Origin of the sequence: Roseovarius aestuariivivens (assembly GCF_004761875.1) — a bacterium.
Taxonomy (GTDB): Bacteria; Pseudomonadota; Alphaproteobacteria; order Rhodobacterales; family Rhodobacteraceae; genus Roseovarius; species Roseovarius aestuariivivens.
Window position 1 is genome coordinate 103,477 of record NZ_SJEY01000002.1, and the last position, 16,632, is coordinate 120,108.

General features: G+C 63.1%; 13 protein-coding genes. 1 reads left to right on the forward strand and 12 read right to left on the reverse strand.

Annotated features, from left to right (window positions below):
- Positions 1-98 precede the first annotated feature (98 nt).
- From EZV60_RS03950 to EZV60_RS03965, 4 genes are read right to left on the reverse strand one after another with little or no spacing between them, the layout of a single operon-like run.
- A complete protein-coding gene (locus EZV60_RS03950) occupies positions 99-794 on the reverse strand; it encodes an ABC transporter ATP-binding protein (protein WP_135502392.1) in 696 nt (231 codons plus the stop codon).
- Entirely contained in the window at positions 794-1,501 is a 708-nt protein-coding gene (locus tag EZV60_RS03955; protein ID WP_135502394.1) for an ABC transporter ATP-binding protein, read from the reverse strand. The genes EZV60_RS03950 and EZV60_RS03955 overlap by 1 nt, the downstream gene beginning before the upstream one ends.
- On the reverse strand, positions 1,498-2,439 hold the full coding sequence (locus EZV60_RS03960; protein WP_135502396.1) for a branched-chain amino acid ABC transporter permease: 942 nt from the start codon (positions 2,437-2,439) through the stop codon (positions 1,498-1,500). The genes EZV60_RS03955 and EZV60_RS03960 overlap by 4 nt, the downstream gene beginning before the upstream one ends.
- Complete coding sequence (locus tag EZV60_RS03965; RefSeq protein ID WP_135502398.1) at positions 2,436-3,362, reverse strand: branched-chain amino acid ABC transporter permease; 927 nt, start codon at positions 3,360-3,362, stop codon at positions 2,436-2,438. Before EZV60_RS03965 ends, EZV60_RS03960 begins: the two co-directional genes overlap by 4 nt.
- A 38-nt stretch (positions 3,363-3,400) precedes the next feature.
- Here EZV60_RS03965 and EZV60_RS03970 point away from each other — a divergent pair, with 38 nt between their 5' ends.
- Positions 3,401-4,372, forward strand: a complete 972-nt coding sequence (locus EZV60_RS03970; protein ID WP_210115056.1) for a zinc-dependent metalloprotease family protein — start codon at positions 3,401-3,403, stop codon at positions 4,370-4,372.
- Positions 4,373-4,517: 145 nt separating this feature from the next.
- Here EZV60_RS03970 and EZV60_RS03975 read toward each other — a convergent pair whose 3' ends face one another.
- The 8 genes from EZV60_RS03975 to EZV60_RS04010 all read right to left on the reverse strand — a co-directional run bounded on the left by EZV60_RS03975 (position 4,518) and on the right by EZV60_RS04010 (position 16,629).
- A complete protein-coding gene (locus EZV60_RS03975) occupies positions 4,518-4,988 on the reverse strand; it encodes a hypothetical protein (RefSeq protein ID WP_135502401.1) in 471 nt (156 codons plus the stop codon).
- A complete protein-coding gene (locus EZV60_RS03980; RefSeq protein ID WP_210115057.1) occupies positions 4,985-6,646 on the reverse strand; it encodes a multicopper oxidase family protein in 1,662 nt (553 codons plus the stop codon). The genes EZV60_RS03975 and EZV60_RS03980 overlap by 4 nt, the downstream gene beginning before the upstream one ends.
- Before the next feature lie 166 nt (positions 6,647-6,812).
- Positions 6,813-7,679 (reverse strand): DUF2189 domain-containing protein, encoded by an 867-nt coding sequence (locus EZV60_RS03985; protein ID WP_135502405.1) that lies wholly within the window; start codon positions 7,677-7,679, stop codon positions 6,813-6,815.
- Positions 7,680-7,902: 223 nt separating this feature from the next.
- Positions 7,903-9,177: an ABC transporter substrate-binding protein gene (locus EZV60_RS03990; RefSeq protein WP_135502407.1), complete on the reverse strand. Its 1,275-nt coding sequence runs from the start codon at positions 9,175-9,177 to the stop codon at positions 7,903-7,905.
- Positions 9,178-9,253: 76 nt separating this feature from the next.
- A complete protein-coding gene (locus EZV60_RS03995; RefSeq protein ID WP_135502409.1) occupies positions 9,254-10,639 on the reverse strand; it encodes a hypothetical protein in 1,386 nt (461 codons plus the stop codon).
- A 169-nt stretch (positions 10,640-10,808) separates the two neighbouring features.
- Positions 10,809-11,345 carry a VPLPA-CTERM sorting domain-containing protein gene (locus EZV60_RS04000; RefSeq protein WP_245306199.1) on the reverse strand — a complete coding sequence of 179 codons (537 nt, stop codon included), beginning with the start codon at positions 11,343-11,345 and terminating at the stop codon, positions 10,809-10,811.
- Positions 11,346-11,671: 326 nt separating this feature from the next.
- Positions 11,672-16,204, reverse strand: coding sequence for a glutamate synthase large subunit (gltB, locus tag EZV60_RS04005; protein ID WP_135502413.1), 4,533 nt, complete (start codon positions 16,202-16,204; stop codon positions 11,672-11,674).
- Positions 16,201-16,629 (reverse strand): GFA family protein, encoded by a 429-nt coding sequence (locus tag EZV60_RS04010; RefSeq protein WP_245306223.1) that lies wholly within the window; start codon positions 16,627-16,629, stop codon positions 16,201-16,203. Before EZV60_RS04010 ends, gltB begins: the two co-directional genes overlap by 4 nt.
- Positions 16,630-16,632: the final 3 nt, after the last annotated feature.

The window sequence follows — 16,632 nt, forward strand, 5'->3', positions numbered from 1 at the left end:
CTCCTCTCAACTTGGCTTTCACGGGATGGTGCGGCAGGCCCGCACGCGCTGTCAACGATGCCGCTTCTTGCTGACAGCCAAATCAGCACACACCTATCTCAGACACCCATATAGCGGTCGACGATGGAATGATCCGCCCGCAGCGCCTCGGCACTCATGGTTTCGCCATTCTGTCCGTTCTCGATGAAGGCCACCCGGTCGGCCACCGACAAAACGGCATCGACGCGCTGTTCGACAAGAAGGATCGCCACGCCAGCGGCGCGCATGCGGACGATCACCTGGCGGATTGCCTCGATCATCGAGGGTTGCAGGCCCTCGGTCGGTTCATCGAGCAAAAGCGCCTTTGGCCGCAGACACAACGCGCGCGCCGTGGCCAGCATCTGTTGCTCGCCGCCAGACAGGGTCTGTGCCGGCTGGTCAAGACGTTCGCGCAAGCGCGGAAACAGGTCCAATACCTCCTCACGCACCGTCCGATCCGAACCGCGGGTCATCATCCCGATCTCGAGGTTCTGCGAGACGCTCAGCCCGGAAAAAAGCCTGCGGCCCTGCGGGACATAGCCGATCCCGGCGCGAGGTACGTCATGGGCCGGCAGAGAGTTGACCTGCTGTCCGTCCAGCCAGACCGTGCCCGACATCAGGGGCAGAAGACCCATGATGGCTTTCATCGTTGTGGTCTTGCCCGCCCCGTTTCGTCCGAGCAGACAGAGGATTTCACCCGGAGCGACGCTGAGCGACAGGGATCGCAGGACCTGCGCACGTCCGTAACCCGCATCGATCTCGCGCAGTTCCAGCATCACCCGGTTCCCAGATAGGCCGCCTGAACCGCGGCATTGGCGTGTATTTCCGCCGGCGTCCCCTCCGCCAGAAGCACCCCGAAATCGAGCACGCTTACGCGATCGGCGGTCTCCATGACCACGCTCATGTTGTGCTCGATCAGAAGGATCGTCGCCTCCTTCGCAAGGTCACGGATCAGGTCCTTGAAGCCTGCAATCTCACCTTCGGACAGGCCCTGCGTCGGCTCGTCGAGGATCAGGAGGCGCGGCTTTTGCGCCAATCCCATCGCGATCTCAAGAAGCCTCTGGTGGCCATAGGACAGATTGCCCGCTTCCTCGTCGGACCGGTCGGAAAGCCCGACCCGCGCCAACGCCTCGTCCACCGCGACCGCTACCTTCTTCGGCGGGTGCCGGCGCCGCGCGGCAAGCGCCACATTCTCGGATACGTCAAGACGAGCAAAAACCGAGGTGATCTGGAACGTATAGGCCATCCCCAACAAAATCCGCTTGTGGGCCGGCAGGGATGTGATGTCCTGCCCGTCGAACATAACCTGTCCCGCGCTTGGCGGGATGCGCCCGCACACCATGCCGACAAAGGTCGTCTTGCCCGCCCCGTTGGGACCGATCAGCGCCCGTATCTCGCCCTGTGGCAGGTCGAAATCCACGGCGCTGACAGCTTGCAACCCGTCGAAAGACTTGGACAATCCGCGCGTCGACAAAAGCGTCATGGCAACCACCGGAACGCGCGGGCGCGCAATTCTCCGACAAGGCCCTGCGGCGCGAAGAGCGTCAGGAGCACGAGCGTCACCCCGGCGATCAGCATATAGGCCGAGGTGATGCCCGAGCTGAGATCGATGAGATAGAACATGAAGAGCGTGCCCACAAAGGGACCGAGCACCGTGCCGGCGCCCCCGAGAAGCACCCAAAGCAGTGGGAAGATCGAGTATTGCACGGAGGCAAAACTAGCGCCGGCGTAGCCGAACAGGAGGCCGTAAGCGGCGCCCGCCGCGGCCGCGATCGTGCCCGAGATCACCATCGCGCCAAGCTTGTGGGCGTGGGTATCGTAGCCCAGCATTCGCACGCGCTCTTCGTTTTCGCGGATTGCGATTAGCGTGCGTCCGAATGGCCGCCGCACCAACCAAAGCGACACGAGGAAAGCGGTGGAAAACAGGGCCCAGGCCGCGAAGTAGCGCGCGGTCGGCTGGCTGAGGTCGATGCCCCACAGGAGGCGCTGTGCCTGCTGGATAACGAAGCCTTCGTCACCACGCGTCCATTCCCCGAAATAGAGGATTGTGAGATACCCGGCCTGCGCGAACATCAGGGTCACGATCATGAAGGCCACGCCTGTTGTGCGCAGCGCTAGAAGCGCCAGCAGACCCGCAACGACCGCCCCGGCCAGCACGCCAACCATGAACGCAGGCGCGGGCGTGGCGCCGCCATGCTGGATCATCAGGCCAAGCCCGTACATGCCAGCCGCGAAAAAGAGAGCGTGCCCGAGACTGAGCAGCCCGGTATAGCCGAACAGGATGTTGTACCCAACCGCGTAGGCGGCCAGCACCATGATGCGGGCGAGATTGCCGTGGTGATAGGCTGGCAGAACGAAGTGGAGTGCGAACAGCAGCACGAGAAGACCGAGATGCAGCGTCAGAACGCGCGCCCCGCTCATGCCGCGCGCGCCCCGAAAAGACCCTGTGGACGAAAGACGAGCACCAGCCCGACAAGGAGCGTGGCGAGAATCTTGGCAAGCGTGGGAGAAAAGAAAACCGAGATGATCCCGTCACTTAGGCCAATGAGGATCGCGGCCACGACAGTGCCCGGTAAACTGCCCAGTCCGCCGATGATAACCACGATGAAACTCAGCAAAAGCGGATCGGCGCCCATCAGGTAATGCGCCTGCTGAATCGGCACGATGAGGACGGCGGCCAGCGCGGCAAGGCCCGCGCCGATGCCGAAGACCATGGCATAGACCCGTTCTACCGGAATGCCGAAGGCCAGCGCCATGTCCCGATCCGCCTGCGTGGCGCGCATGACAAGGCCCAGCTTGGTGCGGGCCATCATGGCCCAGACACCCAGCAAAACAAAGGCTGCGGCGGCGATAACGGCAAGCTTGTAGCTCGTCGTCGACAGCCCCCAAGGGTAGTAGAAGGAGAGACCGCTTTCGCCCCACTCCACCCATGGCAGCGCGATACGGGTGTTGAACGGGGCCTCCACCGGGCGTGCTTCGGGGCCATAGGTCATCAGGGTGAGCTGCTGCAGGATGTAGAGCAGGCCGATCGTGGCCACGATCGTGCGCTCCGGATCGTAGTCGAGACGTTTGAGAATGGTCATGTCCGCAGCCACGGCCAAGGCGCCGACAAGAAGGGGGGCAATGAGAAGAGCCGCGAAAAAACCTATGGCAGGATGACCACTTAGCGCATTCGCGACGTACCACGCGATGACGGCGCCCAGCATGAAAAACTCGCCATGCGCGATGTTGACGACCCGCATCACGCCGAAAACGAGGCTGAGGCCCACGGCGGTCAGCGCCAGGACCGCCGCCGTCACCGCGCCTTCGAGGCTGGCCAGAAGTATGTAAGGCCCCAGTTCCATCTATCACCAGACCGAGTTTTGCTTTTCAAAGTTCGATCATGAAAGCGATCTGCGGGCAATGGCAACCTCGCGCGAGTGCGATTCCGAAGGACTCCCCCAGAGGGCGAAAATTTGATAAACTTCCAGTATTTCAATCGAATATCTTTGTTGGAGAGCGACAGATGACTGCATACACCCCGCGCGGCGAAACCGCCAAAAAACATAGCAAAAAGAGCTTTTTGGCGTTCAAGGATGAAGCCGAAGCCGCCGAGGATATGGAAAGGCTGATCCACCGCTATGGCAAAAAGAACAAGGTTGTTTGCGACACCGACACGCGCGGTTTCAAAACGCCCGACAACCGCGGGCCAGAGGAGTTGGTGGTGGATGCCTCGGAAGGCTTCATCCCGCTGTGGCATTCGGATGTTACGCTGCGGTGGAGGTTCCAAGAGCTTGCTTTACAACAGTTTTTGAACGTCGTGGAAATCAAGGCCTATGTCAGGGATCTGCTGGCGAAGGGGATATTGCTGTGGGGAAACGCCGTACCGATCCACTTCAAGGAAGCGCAGGATGCGTGGGACTTCGAGGTAGTGATCATGGCGCAGGACAAATGCCAGACCGGCGGCTGTACCTTGGCCTCGGCTTTTTTCCCGGATGCTGGGCGGCATCAGGTGCGCATTTATCCGATCCTGTTTCAGCAAGAGTTCAAGGAACAGGTGGAAACCATGGCGCACGAAATAGGCCATGTCTTTGGTTTAAGGCACTTTTTCGCCGACGTGCAGGAGACCGCGTTTCCGGTCGAGATCTTTGGCGAGCACGAGGCGTTTTCGATCATGAACTACGGGCACCAGAGTGTGATGACGGATAACGACCGCGCCGATCTGGAGACGCTTTACAGGTTGGCGCGCTCGCAAGCGCTGACGCATATCAACGGCACCCCGATCAAGTTGGTTCGCCCCTTCAGCGCACAGCGTGGGCCCGAGAGTGGCTTTGAGCTGATCGCGGCCAATCGCGTGCCGATGACCCTTGGGTGACCACGTTAGAAACGACCGGTTTTGTACAAAATGCAGCAGGTTTTTTCCGGCAGGATTACATTTTGTACAAAAGTCCGGAGACAAAAATCTGCAGGTTTCGGCGTGACCATGCCCGTGCGTCAGGAGCCGGACGAGTACCGCCCGGTCAGTCGGGGTCGATCACCTGGAAACGGACCACATAGATGCCGTCCGGGACGACATTCTCCAGCGAGGCGGGAAGCTCTTCGGTCTTGAAGGTGAACTGACCCTCGGTGCCGTCCGCGGCATCGGCCGAAAGCGCGAGGTCGAAAACGAGGATCGACTCGGTGCCCGCGATCCGGTTCGGGGAGTAGACCATGGTGCGGCCGAGATATTCGACGTGATGGCTTTCCTCGGGTTGGAAGGTCCAGAGTGCGGGGTTGCCGGGCAGCTGGACCTGAAGCGGATAGCCGAGGCGGATGAGCTGTGCCGGCGCCTCCGTGTCGCTTTGGATGACCGCATTGTGCTGCTGGGTGAAGATATAGGGCCGCTTGGCCGCGCCGTGCTGATCCCAGACCGGGAAGTCCGTCTCGCCAAGTGCCGGGGTGACGGACAGGCAGAGGCCCAGCGCCGCGAAGTATCGCAAACCGGGTTTCATGAGGCACAGGGCACCCACCCGATCGGTTCAGGGGTGTCCGGAATCTCGGGCGGGTTCTCCATGTCGGTGCCCGGCGGGTAGATATAGAGATTGGCCATCATACCGTTATCCTCGTGCGGCAGGATGTGGCAGTGATAGACGGTCTTGCCGTCGATATCGGGCCGGAAATACATCCGGACGGTCAACTGCCCCCGCGACGGCAGCGCGATCACGTCCCACCACGTGTCGTCACAGGTCGGCTGGCCGTTGACGGCGACGACCTGAAACGGGTTCACGTGGATATGGAACGGATGCTGGAACACGTCCTCGTTGACCAGCGTCCATTCCTCGACCGTGCCGCCGAGCACCTTCTGGTCGATGCGATTGAGCGCGAACACCTTGCCGTCGAGATAGAACTGCACCGGGGGGCGGGGACCGGGGCTGTGATCATGGCTGCCGACATATTCGCCGGCTTTCTCGTTGCCGGAAATCTCGCCCTTGAAATGGATCGTGCGGCGTTTGGCGATGGGCAGGTCGGGCATCCGGGGAGGCTCTACCAGCCGGGACGGGATCGGATCGTCGCGGGTGGGGCCCGCGACCTCCACCGTGCCGATGACCCAGCCGGGGCGCGCGCCGCCGGGGTGGCCTTGCTCGTAGAGTTCGGCGTGAAGCCGGTAGGTGCCGGGCGCGCCGCCTTTTACAAGAAACTCGGCCCGGTTACCCGGCGCCATCAGCAGGCGCTTGACCGGGCGCGGCGCCGCGAAGGGAATACCATCCTGTCCGATCTGGTAAAACTCGTGGCCTTCGAGATCGAGCCAGAAGAACCGGTGCGGCGCGGCGTTGAGAAAGCGCCAGCGCTGCACCTCGCCGGGCTGAATGTCGATCACCGGGCGAAGCTGGCCGTTCATGGTGAGCAGGATGTCGGTGGGCTGTGACGGGATCGGCGTGAAGGGCGAAAACCCGGCATTGGGCACGATGGCGGCACGCGGCACTTCGCCGGCGGGATTGACCAGAAGGCCGTTGAGCACGATCACCCGCTCGCGGATGTCTCTGATCTCGGGCACCTCGTCGATCTCGCCCTCGACGATGATCGCGCCCGACAGCCCCTGCCATGCCTGATGCGTGGTGCTGCCGTGCTTGTGCGGGTGATACCAGAACATGCCCGAGGGCTGCGCGCGGCCCGTGTCGGGGCCGGGAATGTCGTAAGTGTAAGGTTCAGGCGTGCAGAAGGGGCGGAGCACCTGATAGACGTTGTCGTGCCCGGGCTTGGGAGAGACCTGCAGCCCGTGGACATGGACATTGGTATATTCGAGCTGGTCGAACATGGCCTTTTGCGCGTCGGTCGCGCCGTCGGGGTAGCCCGTGGGCCGCATCCGGTTGACGAGATCCCATTCCACCCGGTCGCCCGGCCTGACCCGAAGTGTCGGACCCGGAAGCGATCCGGTGTCCATATGCGCAAAGCGGTAGGCGGGCATGGTCAGGACGCGTTCGCCCACCTGAAAGCGGCCGTTCTCCATGATGAGTTGCGTTTTGATCCCGCCACTCCCTGAGCGGAGTTCGGGCAGGTCGCGCAGGCGGTCGCCGGGTTGGGCGAGGGCCTGCGAAATGCCAAGGGACTGACCGCCGGCAGCGAGGGCTGTGGCGGCGCCGGCGGAGCGCAGGAAGTCTCGGCGTAGCACGGACATCTCCTTGCGGGTGGTCCCGGCCCTGTCTTAACGGGCCGGGCGCATGATGACCCATACAACTTCAGATTGCCGATTCTGGCAAAGGTTTTGCGGCGCGGCGCATCCGGCCTGTCCGCTTTATCGGCTGTGCGGAGCGTCTCGTTCCGCGCCGTGGGCGCGTTTATCTTTGCCCCCGGGGAACCGCCGCGCGATAGATATACCACGTGGCGTGACCCAGAATGGGCAGCACGATGATGAGTCCCAGGAAAAAGGGCAGCGTCCCGAGCAGCATCATAACGGCGACAATGAAGCCCCACTTGGCCACGGTCACCGGGCTTTTCCGAATGACGTTGAGCGACGTGCCGATCGCGACCGTGAGCCCGACGCGCCTGTCGATGAGCATCGGGAACGCCGTGAGGCTGATCGCAAGGACAAGCGCGGCAAAGACAGCGCCGACCCCCATGCCAACGATGATCATGGCCCAACCCGGTCCTGTCGTGACCACGTCCATGAGGAAGCCGCCAACGCTGGCCGGCGGCTCGGGCCCGAGGGTCCAGGCATAGATCTGCATTGCAGCGAGAATCCACAGCACGAAGAGCGCAAGGAGGTAGAGCGCCATGACCAGCACCGGGCCGATATTTTCCGCCCGCAAGACAGAGAACGCCGCGCTCCAGTTCACATCGTCGCGGGTCTCCGCCTGGCGGCTCATTTCGTAAAGCCCGATGGCCACAATGGGGCCAAGCAGCAGGAACCCCGCCCCAAGCGGAAAAAGCAACGGCAAGAGCGCGGCGTGAAAGGCGATCAGGGACAGGCAGATCCCGATGATCGGGTAGAGCAGCACGAGGAACATCACGTCACTGCGAAAGCGCGAAAAGTCGGCATAGCCCTTTCGCAAGGCGTCGCGCAGATCATCTTCGCTCAGAGCATTGACCTTTGGCGGTTCCGTGATTTCACCGCTCAGTGCACCGGTGGCGTCGCCGACGGTACGCCCTGCGCTTGAAAGGCCCTGTCCGAGCCACGACAACGGATTTCCGATTGTTTTGACCATAGTTCCCTCCTCTCGTCTGTCCGGCGGAGCAAAGCTCTGCTTGGGCAGAGTGCGGCGGGTCTATGTGGCGGAAGGCCCGCCGTCAGAGGCACTATAGCACGCTTTCGCGCCCGGCCGGATCACGATTGAGGGAAACCCGCGCGCTGCGTGGGGTCCCACGGCCTTGGCGGTGCGGTCGGCCCCGCCACCCCTAAACCGAGGCGACAAGGCACGTTGTGACGGATCAGAAGGACTGGGTCGTGTAGTCGACCTCGTCGGGATAGAGCGTGTCCTCGATGGAGGTGGTGTGCACCTTCACCAGGTTCCCGTTCTCGACGCGGCTGATGTATTGATGACCGAAGACCTGATGCGTCTTGCCATTGAAGATCTTGGCGCCCTGCGGGTGAGCGAGGCTTTCGGGCATGTCGGTCATGGCCTCGACCGCCTCGATCAGGGCAGCGCGGTCATTGGGGCCGGCATAGCCCGCAGCCTCCATCCCCGCCTTGATGACGTGGAGCGTTTCCCAGCAGCCGAACATGTGGGCGTAGGTCGACACGTCGGACGGATCGCTGATCGACGCGCCACGCTCGTTGACGCCGACGGCGGCGCGGAAGGCCTTGTCGTACTCGGACTGGTCTTCTTGCGCGTGGCGGGGATTGCCCTCCCAGAAATAAGTGCCGTCGAGATAGTCGAGACCGGGGCTGGCCAGATCGACCGCTTCGAGGCTGTCGATGAATCCGAACATCTCGGGCCGGGACGGGCCGAAAAATTCGCCCAGTTCCTTGACGAAGGTCAGGACAGCGGGGCCGACCATGACGTGGTAGAGCACCTCGGTCTCGCGCGGGATCTTGGGGAAATACTTGGTGAAGGACGTCTCGGAGGGCGGGATCGCGATATGTTCGAGCACCTCGCCGCCCTGCGCCTCGATCGCGGCGGTGAAGAAGTCGCGGTGGTCATGGCCGAAGGCGAAATCGGGGAAGACCATGGTGACCTTCTTGCCGAGGTTTTCGGCCACGTAGGGCGCCATCGCCTGCACCTGGCTTTTCACGTCCGTGATGCCGGGCTGCAGCGTGTAGCGGTTGAGCATGCCAGAGGCGACGTGGTGACCTTCGGAGACGACGAAATAGGGCAGCTTCAATTCGCCCGCGCGGGGGGCGGAGCCGATGACCACGTGCGAAAAGAGCGTGCCGAAGCCCACGTCACAGCCGTGCTGGTTGGCGAATTTTTCGAGCACCTCGGCACCGCGCTTGGGGTCGGTGCCGTCATCCTCGGCCACGATCTCGACCATGCGGCCATTGATGCCGCCATTGTCGTTGATCAGTTTCGCCGCGGCGTCGGTCGTGCGGCCGTACCAGCGGCCATAGGCGGCGCCGATGCCGGTGGCGTGCTGCTGGAACCCGATGCGGATCGGCTCTGACGTCTGGGCCTGGGCGTAGCGGGCCCAGAGCGGCAGGCTGGCCGCGCCCGCGGCGCCTGCGAGGGTCGTCAAGGCGCCGCGGCGCGTGGTCTTGAGGGTCATATCGGCATCTCCCGTTGCATGACTTTGGGTTGATCCTGCGAAGGGGCCGGCGAATTGTCCAGTGTTTTAAAGCGGCTCATAGTCCCCTTGGCGAGGCCAGAAGCCAGAGACCGAAGACGGTATAGGCGATCATGAAGAGCGCGAGCGGGGCCTGCCCCAACACCGCGCGGCGGGTTTCGGCACCGTCGCGGATGGCGATGGCGTGGGCCAGCAGGATCGCGACGACATGGCCCAGAACGACCGCGCCGGCCTGTGCCAGCCAGATGGTGCGCACGGTGTGGGGCGTGTTGAAGAACCCGGTGGTGACGTAGAAATCGGTGAGCCCCAGAAGATGCCAGCCGCGCCCGAGGGGATCGTCGAGCGCCCTGAGGACATACTGCCCCTCGACGAGCGCCGCGGTGAGGTAATGCGCCACGTGATAGCCCAGCGCGATGGGCAGGATCGAGGGCGCGAAAAGGCGCATGGCGGTCAGAACGGGGCGATGCGTGCCCGCAAGACGTTCGCCCAGCCAGAGCGCGCCCGCGAAGATCGCCAGAAGCGCGGCATTGGCAATGAGGAGCCCGGTGAGATTGGCGCCCGTCACAGCCGAGCGGCCGGGGAATTCCAGAGGGTTGAGGCCCAGCACGCCCATCCACCAGAACGTCTCGTTGAGGCCATCGAAGCTTCCGGTGCCGAGCAGGATGACCATCAGCACCGCAAGCGCGAGCGGCGGCGAGGGCCGGGCGAGGATCTGCCAGCCGGGCAGGCCCAGCGCCAGCCGCCCGCGACGCCGCCCGAGTGCCCCCATGCGGGCATAGGCGCGCATCGCCACGGTGATCGCCTCGGCCCGCACCATCCAGGCCGGGCCGAAGAGGACGAGACCGAGAAGCATCGCGTACCAGTAGAGACCCACCGCGAGGGCGAGCCGGGCGGGATCGGTGGGCGCGATATCGGCCAGGAGGAACCCGGCGAAAGCCAGAAAGCCCAGAACGGCGGGCCAGTGGCCGAGAACGCGCGGATAGCGCAGGGGCGCGCGCAGGCCCGTCAGGCGGTGCAGCCCTGCACCAAGCCCGGTCCACGGGTTGGTCCAGCGCCAGTGATTGCCTAAGAGACCCTGCAGCGAGACAAGGCCGATCCACCAGACCGACCAGACCGAGAGAGGCAGGGGATTGCGCAACGGGTCGCGCGGCCCGGCGAGACCCTGCCAGACAAGAGTCACGAGCAAGAGCGTGACGAGCAGGCTGACCGCGTGGCGGCCTTTGACGGGCGCACGGCGCAGGATCGCGCGCGTGGCAAACAGCCTGTCCGCCGCGCCCGGCGGCAGGATCGCCATCAAAATCACGGTCAGCGCGACGCTGGCCGCCCCGGCGGCGATGTAGATATCCGTCGGCAACAGCAGAACAAAGCCCTGCTCGGCGGCATGGGCATAGGCCGCGCAGGGGCAGAGCGTGAAGAGCAGCATTGCGGTGATGGGTCTGCGCATGGGTCCTCTGCCCGTCGGTCGCGGACAGACTAGACCTTTTTGCGAAGAACGTGGATGCCGGATTTTATCGGAGCACCGCACATAGCGCGGGCGTGACGCATGTTCGGCCGGTCAAACGAAAAGCGCCCCACGTCTGAGGGGCGCTTGATCTGTTTTGGTGCGAGGCCTGTCAGGCCGCTTTACGCTTGCGCCGGGCCAGAAGACCAAGACCGCCGAGGCCGGCCAGCAAAAGCGGCAGCCCGGCCGGAAGCGGCACCACGCCCGTCTGCGCCGTCACGAGATCGAACGACACGAATTGGCCATTTCTCCAGTCTGTACCGTTAAAGTCGAACGACACGCTGTCGGCCGTGAAAGACACATCCGAGGCTTGCACGCCGAATAATGCAGTTGTCTGAAAGTTCCCGATTCCCACGATGTTCGACGCGGGCGTAAAATCAAGGTCCGAGAACGTCAAAAGCTCGCCCGCGCCTGCACCAAGCGATCCAGAAACAAAATCCAAACGGATCGAACTGGCGGCGATGTCGACGGAGAACAAATCGTTACCGAAAAATTGTAGCGTAAACTCGGAACCCATACCGACAAGTGCCGTAGACGTGGAACAGGACCAAGGACCGGTAGAGACGATACCACAAGACACCGTGTCGCCCTGAAGAGTTGCGGCCTGTGCGCCGGAGGCGGCCAATGGAAAAAACGCCGCGGCGATCAACGCTTTGAATGCTTTCATGACGACAAACCTTATTTACTGAAACCTCTTTTCAGCGTCGCAGTCGGCAAACACTCCGTCAAGGAACGCAAGGCGACCGAACCTTCTGAATCGCAAGAAAAATCTTTTCATTACAGATTTTTGTGCGACAGAACACTCTGACCGGTCGTTTAGCATAATACCATACCTCATAGCGTGTGCTGCTGAGGGTGATCTAACGGCTGCCTGATCACGCTTCGGGTGCGAAACCGGCCCTGCGTCAGCGCATGTCAAAAGAAACGGGCGTCCGGCCTTAATTCCGGACGCCCGTGATGACGCAGGACGCGCGGTTACTCTGCCGGGACCGCGCTGTCCTCGATCCCGAGGGGATGTTCGAGCTTGTTGAGCATCTCCTTGGGGCAGACCTGCACGAACTTCGTTTTCTCCTGATCCCAGTATTGCAGGATGTCCTTGGCCTTGCGGCTGCCTGTTTCGTCGACATGGCGCTCGATCAGGCCCTTGAGCTCGGTCTCCCAATGCTCGGTGCCAACGGGGCAGGTGACGACGGACTCGCGGTTGATCAGCTTGTCGGTCAGGCCCTCGGGATCGTAGATATAGGCCATACCGCCGGTCATGCCCGCCGCGAAATTCGCGCCGATAGACCCGACGATCACCGCGACACCGCCAGTCATGTATTCACACCCGTTCGAGCCGCAGCCTTCGACCACCACCTGCGCGCCCGAGTTGCGCACCGCAAACCGCTCGCCCGCGCGGCCCGAGGCGAAAAGATACCCGTCGGTTGCGCCGTAAAGCACGGTGTTACCGATGATGGTGTTCTCGGCGGCTTCGAGCGGGCTCATCATCGGGGGGCGCACGACGATGGTCGCCCCCGAAAGGCCCTTGCCGACATAGTCGTTGGCATCGCCCGACACTTCGATCTTGAGGCCAGGGGCCCCGAAGGCGCCGAGGCTCTGGCCGGCGCTGCCGGTCAGCTTGACGGTCAGGTGATCGCGCTGCAAGCCGTTGCGCATGCCGAAGTTGCGCACGATGTGACTGGAGACACGGGTGCCGACGGTGCGGTCGGTGTTCTGGACCGCATAATGCAATTGCATCTTTTCGCCGTCATTGAGGAACCGCTGCGCGTCGCGCACGATTTCGGCGTCGAGCGTATCGGGCACCTCGTTGCGGGGCTTGTTGCGGTCGTAGCGGATCTGTCCCGCGCCATCGACGGTGATGAGCATCGGGTTGAGATCGAGGTCGTCGAGATGGGCCGAGCCGCGGCTGACCTGCGTGAGCAGATCGGCCCGCCCGATCACGTCATCGAGCGACCGCGCCCCGATGGAGGCGAGGATTTCGCGCACCTCCTGGGCGTAGAAGGTGATGAGGTTCACCACCTTGTCCGCCGTGCCGGTGAACTTGGCGCGCAGGCGTTCATCCTGTGTGCAGACGCCCACCGGGCAGGTGTTGGACTGGCACTGGCGGACCATGATGCAGCCCATCGCGATGAGTGCTGCGGTCCCGATGCCGTATTCCTCGGCCCCCATCATGGCGGCCATGACGATGTCGCGCCCGGTGCGCAGTCCGCCATCGGTGCGCAGCGTGATACGGTTGCGCAGGTTGTTCATCGACAGGACCTGATGCGCCTCGGTGAGGCCCATTTCCCAAGGCAGGCCGGCGTATTTGATCGACGTCGCGGGCGATGCGCCCGTGCCGCCGTTATGGCCCGAGATCAGGATCACGTCGGCCTTGGCCTTGGCCACGCCGGCGGCGATGGTGCCGACGCCGGACTGCGCCACAAGCTTGACGCAGACCTTCACGGTCGGGTTGATCTGCTTGAGGTCATAGATGAGCTGCGCCAGATCCTCGATCGAGTAGATGTCGTGATGCGGCGGCGGCGAGATCAGCGTCACCCCCGGCGTCGAGTGTCGCAGGCGCGCGATCAGTTTCGTCACCTTCATGCCCGGAAGCTGGCCGCCCTCGCCGGGCTTGGCGCCCTGGGCCACCTTGATCTCAAGCTCTTCGCACTGGTTGAGATATTCCGCCGTCACGCCGAAGCGGCCCGAGGCCACCTGCTTGATCTTGGCAGAGGGGTTGTCGCCGTTGGGTTCGGGCACGAAATGCGCCGGATCCTCGCCGCCCTCGCCACTGTCGCTGCGCGCGCCGATGCGGTTCATCGCCACGTTCAGGGTCTTGTGTGCCTCGGGGCTGAGCGCGCCGAGGGACATGCCGGGCGTGACGAAGCGCTTGCGGATCGCGGTGACGCTTTCCACCTCTTCCAGCGGAACGGGCTTGCCCAGAGGCTTGATCGCCATCAGGTCGCGCAGGTGGATGGGCGGATTGGCCTGCATCGCTTGGCTGTATCGCTTCCACAGCTCGAACGACGCCTTGTTGCAGGCCATCTGCATCATGTGCATGGTCTGCGCGCCCCAGGCGTGGGTTTCGCCCGATTTGCGGGCCTTGTAGAAGCCGCCGATGGGCAGGACGTTCTTGGCGCCTTTGAAAGCTTCCGCGTGGACCTCTTCCAGCTTGGCCTGAATGCCCGAGACGCCGATGCCGGAAATCCGGCTGACAAGGCCCGGGAAGTATTCGGCGCACATGGCGCGGGAAAGACCCACGGCCTCGAAGTTGAGACCGCCGCGATAGGACGAGATGACCGAGATGCCCATCTTGGACATGATCTTGAGCAGGCCCTGATCCACGGCGGAGCGGTAGCGCGCAACCGCCTCGGTCAGGGGGCCGTCGAGCAGGCCGCGCTCGATCCGGTCGGCGAGGCTGTCCTCGGCCAGATAGGCGTTCACGACTGTGGCCCCCGCGCCAACCAGAACGGCGAAGTAATGCGGATCGATGCATTCCGCGGACCGCACATTGAGGCTGCTGAAGGTGCGCAGACCCTTGCGCGTCAGGTGGCTGTGCACCGCGCTGGTGGCAAGGATCATCGGCATGCCGATGCGCGTTTCGCTGACGCCCTGATCGGTCAGCACGATGTGCCCGGTGCCCGAGCGCACGGCATCTTCGGCCTCGTTGCGGATGCGGTCGAGCGCATTGTGCAAGGCGCGCTTGCCCGGCTCGAAGGTACAATCGATTTCCGTGACGCCCGCGTTGAAATGCTTGGTAAGTTCTTCCCACTGGGCGTTGCCGACAAAGGGGCTTTCGAGCACGATGATCTCGGTTTGGGCGCCGCTTTCGTCGAGCACGTTCTTGAGGTTGCCGAACCGGGTCTTGAGCGACATGACCCGGAATTCGCGAAGGCTGTCGATCGGCGGGTTGGTGACCTGGCTGAAGCTCTGGCGAAAATAGTGGCTGAGCGGGCGGTATTTTTTGGACAGGACCGCAGAGGGCGTGTCGTCGCCCATGCTGGCGATGGCTTCCTTGCCGTCCTCTGCCATCGGCGACAGGATGCTTTCCAGTTCTTCCACCGAATAGCCGGCCGCGATCTGGCGGCGGCGCAGGTCATCCCCGGTGAAAAGCGGCTTTTCGGTCACGCCGGCAAGCTTCTCGTCGAGGTCCTTGATCTTGCCCACCCATTCGTCGAAGGGCAGCGCGCGCGCCATCTTGTCCTTGATTTCGGTATCGTGGAAGAGAAGCCCCTTCTTGGTGTCCACCGCCAGCATCTGGCCCGGGCCAAGCGCGCCTTTTTCGCGCACGGTGCCTTCGTCGATGGGGACCATGCCCGCCTCGGAGCCCGCGATGACAAGCCCGTCGCCGGTGACCACGTAGCGCATCGGGCGCAGGCCGTTCCGGTCGAGACCGGCGCAGACCCAGCGGCCATCGGTCATGGCAAGTGCGGCGGGGCCGTCCCACGGCTCCATCACCGAGTTGCAGTAGGAATACATGTCGCGCCAGGCCTCGGGCAGTTCCTCGGCCTGCTTGGACCAGCTTTCGGGCACCAGCATCGTCTTGGCCATGGGCGCGCTGCGCCCGGCGCGCACCAGCACCTCGAACACGGAATCGAGCGCGGCGGAATCCGATGATCCCTGCGCGATGATCGGCTTGATATCCTCGGCCTGGTCGCCGAACGAGGCCGACGCCATGCGGATCTCGTGGCTTTTCATCCAGTTCATGTTGCCCTTGAGCGTGTTGATCTCGCCGTTATGGGCAAGCATGCGGAAGGGCTGGGCCAGCCACCATTGCGGGAAGGTGTTGGTCGAATAGCGCTGGTGATAGATCGCGAAGTTCGAAACGAAACGCTCGTCCTTCAGGTCGGGATAGAATTCGGCCACCTGCTCGGCCAGCATCATGCCCTTGTAGATGATCGACCGGCAGCTGAGAGAGGCGATGTAGAGCCCGTTGATCGAGGCGGCGGCCGCGGCCTTTTCGATGCGGCGGCGGATCACGTAAAGCTCGCGCTCGAAATCTTCCTCGTCGATGCCCTTGGCATTCGAGATCAGGATCTGCTCGATCTCGGGGCGGGTGGCGTTGGCCTTTTCGCCCAGCACGGAGGTGTCGACAGGCACGTGCCGCCAGCCATAGATGTAGTGGCCCATGCGCAGCACTTCGGTTTCCACGATCGTGCGGCAGGTTTCCTGCGCGCCGAAATCGGTGCGCGGCAGAAAGACCTGACCCACCGCCATAAGCTGATTTTCACGGGGCTCGTGCCCGGTGCGGCGGACCTGATCGTAAAAGAAGGGCACCGGGATCTGAATGTGGATGCCCGCGCCGTCGCCGGTCTTGCCGTCCGCGTCGACCGCGCCGCGATGCCAGATCGCCTTGAGCGCGTTGATGCCGGATTCGACCACCTTGCGGCTCGACTTGCCATTGATGGAGACGACAAGGCCCACGCCGCAGGACGAGTGCTCGTCCGCCTCGGAATACATGCCGTGCTCGGCCAGCCATTTGCGTTGCTCTTCGTGCGACTTGGCCCATTCAGTGTCGAATTTGGTCATGATGCCTCTCCTTCATCCGATGTGAACATCGCGATGGTTTCATCTGTCGTCAGCTTCCGGTGCGCCCCGGCCAGTTGATATCCCTTCGGGCACATATCGGCGAAAAACTCGATCTTGATCTCGCCGCCCGCTGCATCCGGAAACAAACCGGCGGCCAGGTGGCGGACGTTGTCGGCCACCGTTCCATACCAAAGCGTCGATCCGCAGATCGTGCAAAACCCGCGCTCGGCCCATTCGGACGAGCGAAAGGAGGTGGCAGGACCGTCTACCGTGACACTGTCAGAAACCGTGTCGACCGAAATAAACATGCCGCTGGTGTGTCGACGGCACATGTCGCAGTGACAGGCGCTTAGTTTCGGCTCTTCGGTTTTCGCCGACACCTTAACGGCCCCGCACAGGCACTGGCCCTCAATTGCTTTAAGCATCGC

Bases quoted from the DNA above. Each gene is read 5' to 3' on its own strand.
- EZV60_RS03975 (WP_135502401.1), bottom strand. From the start codon at position 4,988: ATGAAACCCGGTTTGCGATACTTCGCGGCGCTGGGCCTCTGCCTGTCC.
- EZV60_RS03970 (WP_210115056.1), top strand. From the start codon at position 3,401: ATGAAAGCGATCTGCGGGCAATGGCAACCTCGCGCGAGTGCGATTCCG.
- gltB (WP_135502413.1), bottom strand. From the start codon at position 16,204: ATGACCAAATTCGACACTGAATGGGCCAAGTCGCACGAAGAGCAACGC.
- EZV60_RS04010 (WP_245306223.1), bottom strand. From the start codon at position 16,629: ATGCTTAAAGCAATTGAGGGCCAGTGCCTGTGCGGGGCCGTTAAGGTG.
- EZV60_RS03955 (WP_135502394.1), bottom strand. From the start codon at position 1,501: ATGACGCTTTTGTCGACGCGCGGATTGTCCAAGTCTTTCGACGGGTTG.
- EZV60_RS03990 (WP_135502407.1), bottom strand. From the start codon at position 9,177: ATGACCCTCAAGACCACGCGCCGCGGCGCCTTGACGACCCTCGCAGGC.
- EZV60_RS03950 (WP_135502392.1), bottom strand. From the start codon at position 794: ATGCTGGAACTGCGCGAGATCGATGCGGGTTACGGACGTGCGCAGGTC.
- EZV60_RS03960 (WP_135502396.1), bottom strand. From the start codon at position 2,439: ATGAGCGGGGCGCGCGTTCTGACGCTGCATCTCGGTCTTCTCGTGCTG.
- EZV60_RS03965 (WP_135502398.1), bottom strand. From the start codon at position 3,362: ATGGAACTGGGGCCTTACATACTTCTGGCCAGCCTCGAAGGCGCGGTG.
- EZV60_RS03995 (WP_135502409.1), bottom strand. From the start codon at position 10,639: ATGCGCAGACCCATCACCGCAATGCTGCTCTTCACGCTCTGCCCCTGC.
- EZV60_RS03985 (WP_135502405.1), bottom strand. From the start codon at position 7,679: ATGGTCAAAACAATCGGAAATCCGTTGTCGTGGCTCGGACAGGGCCTT.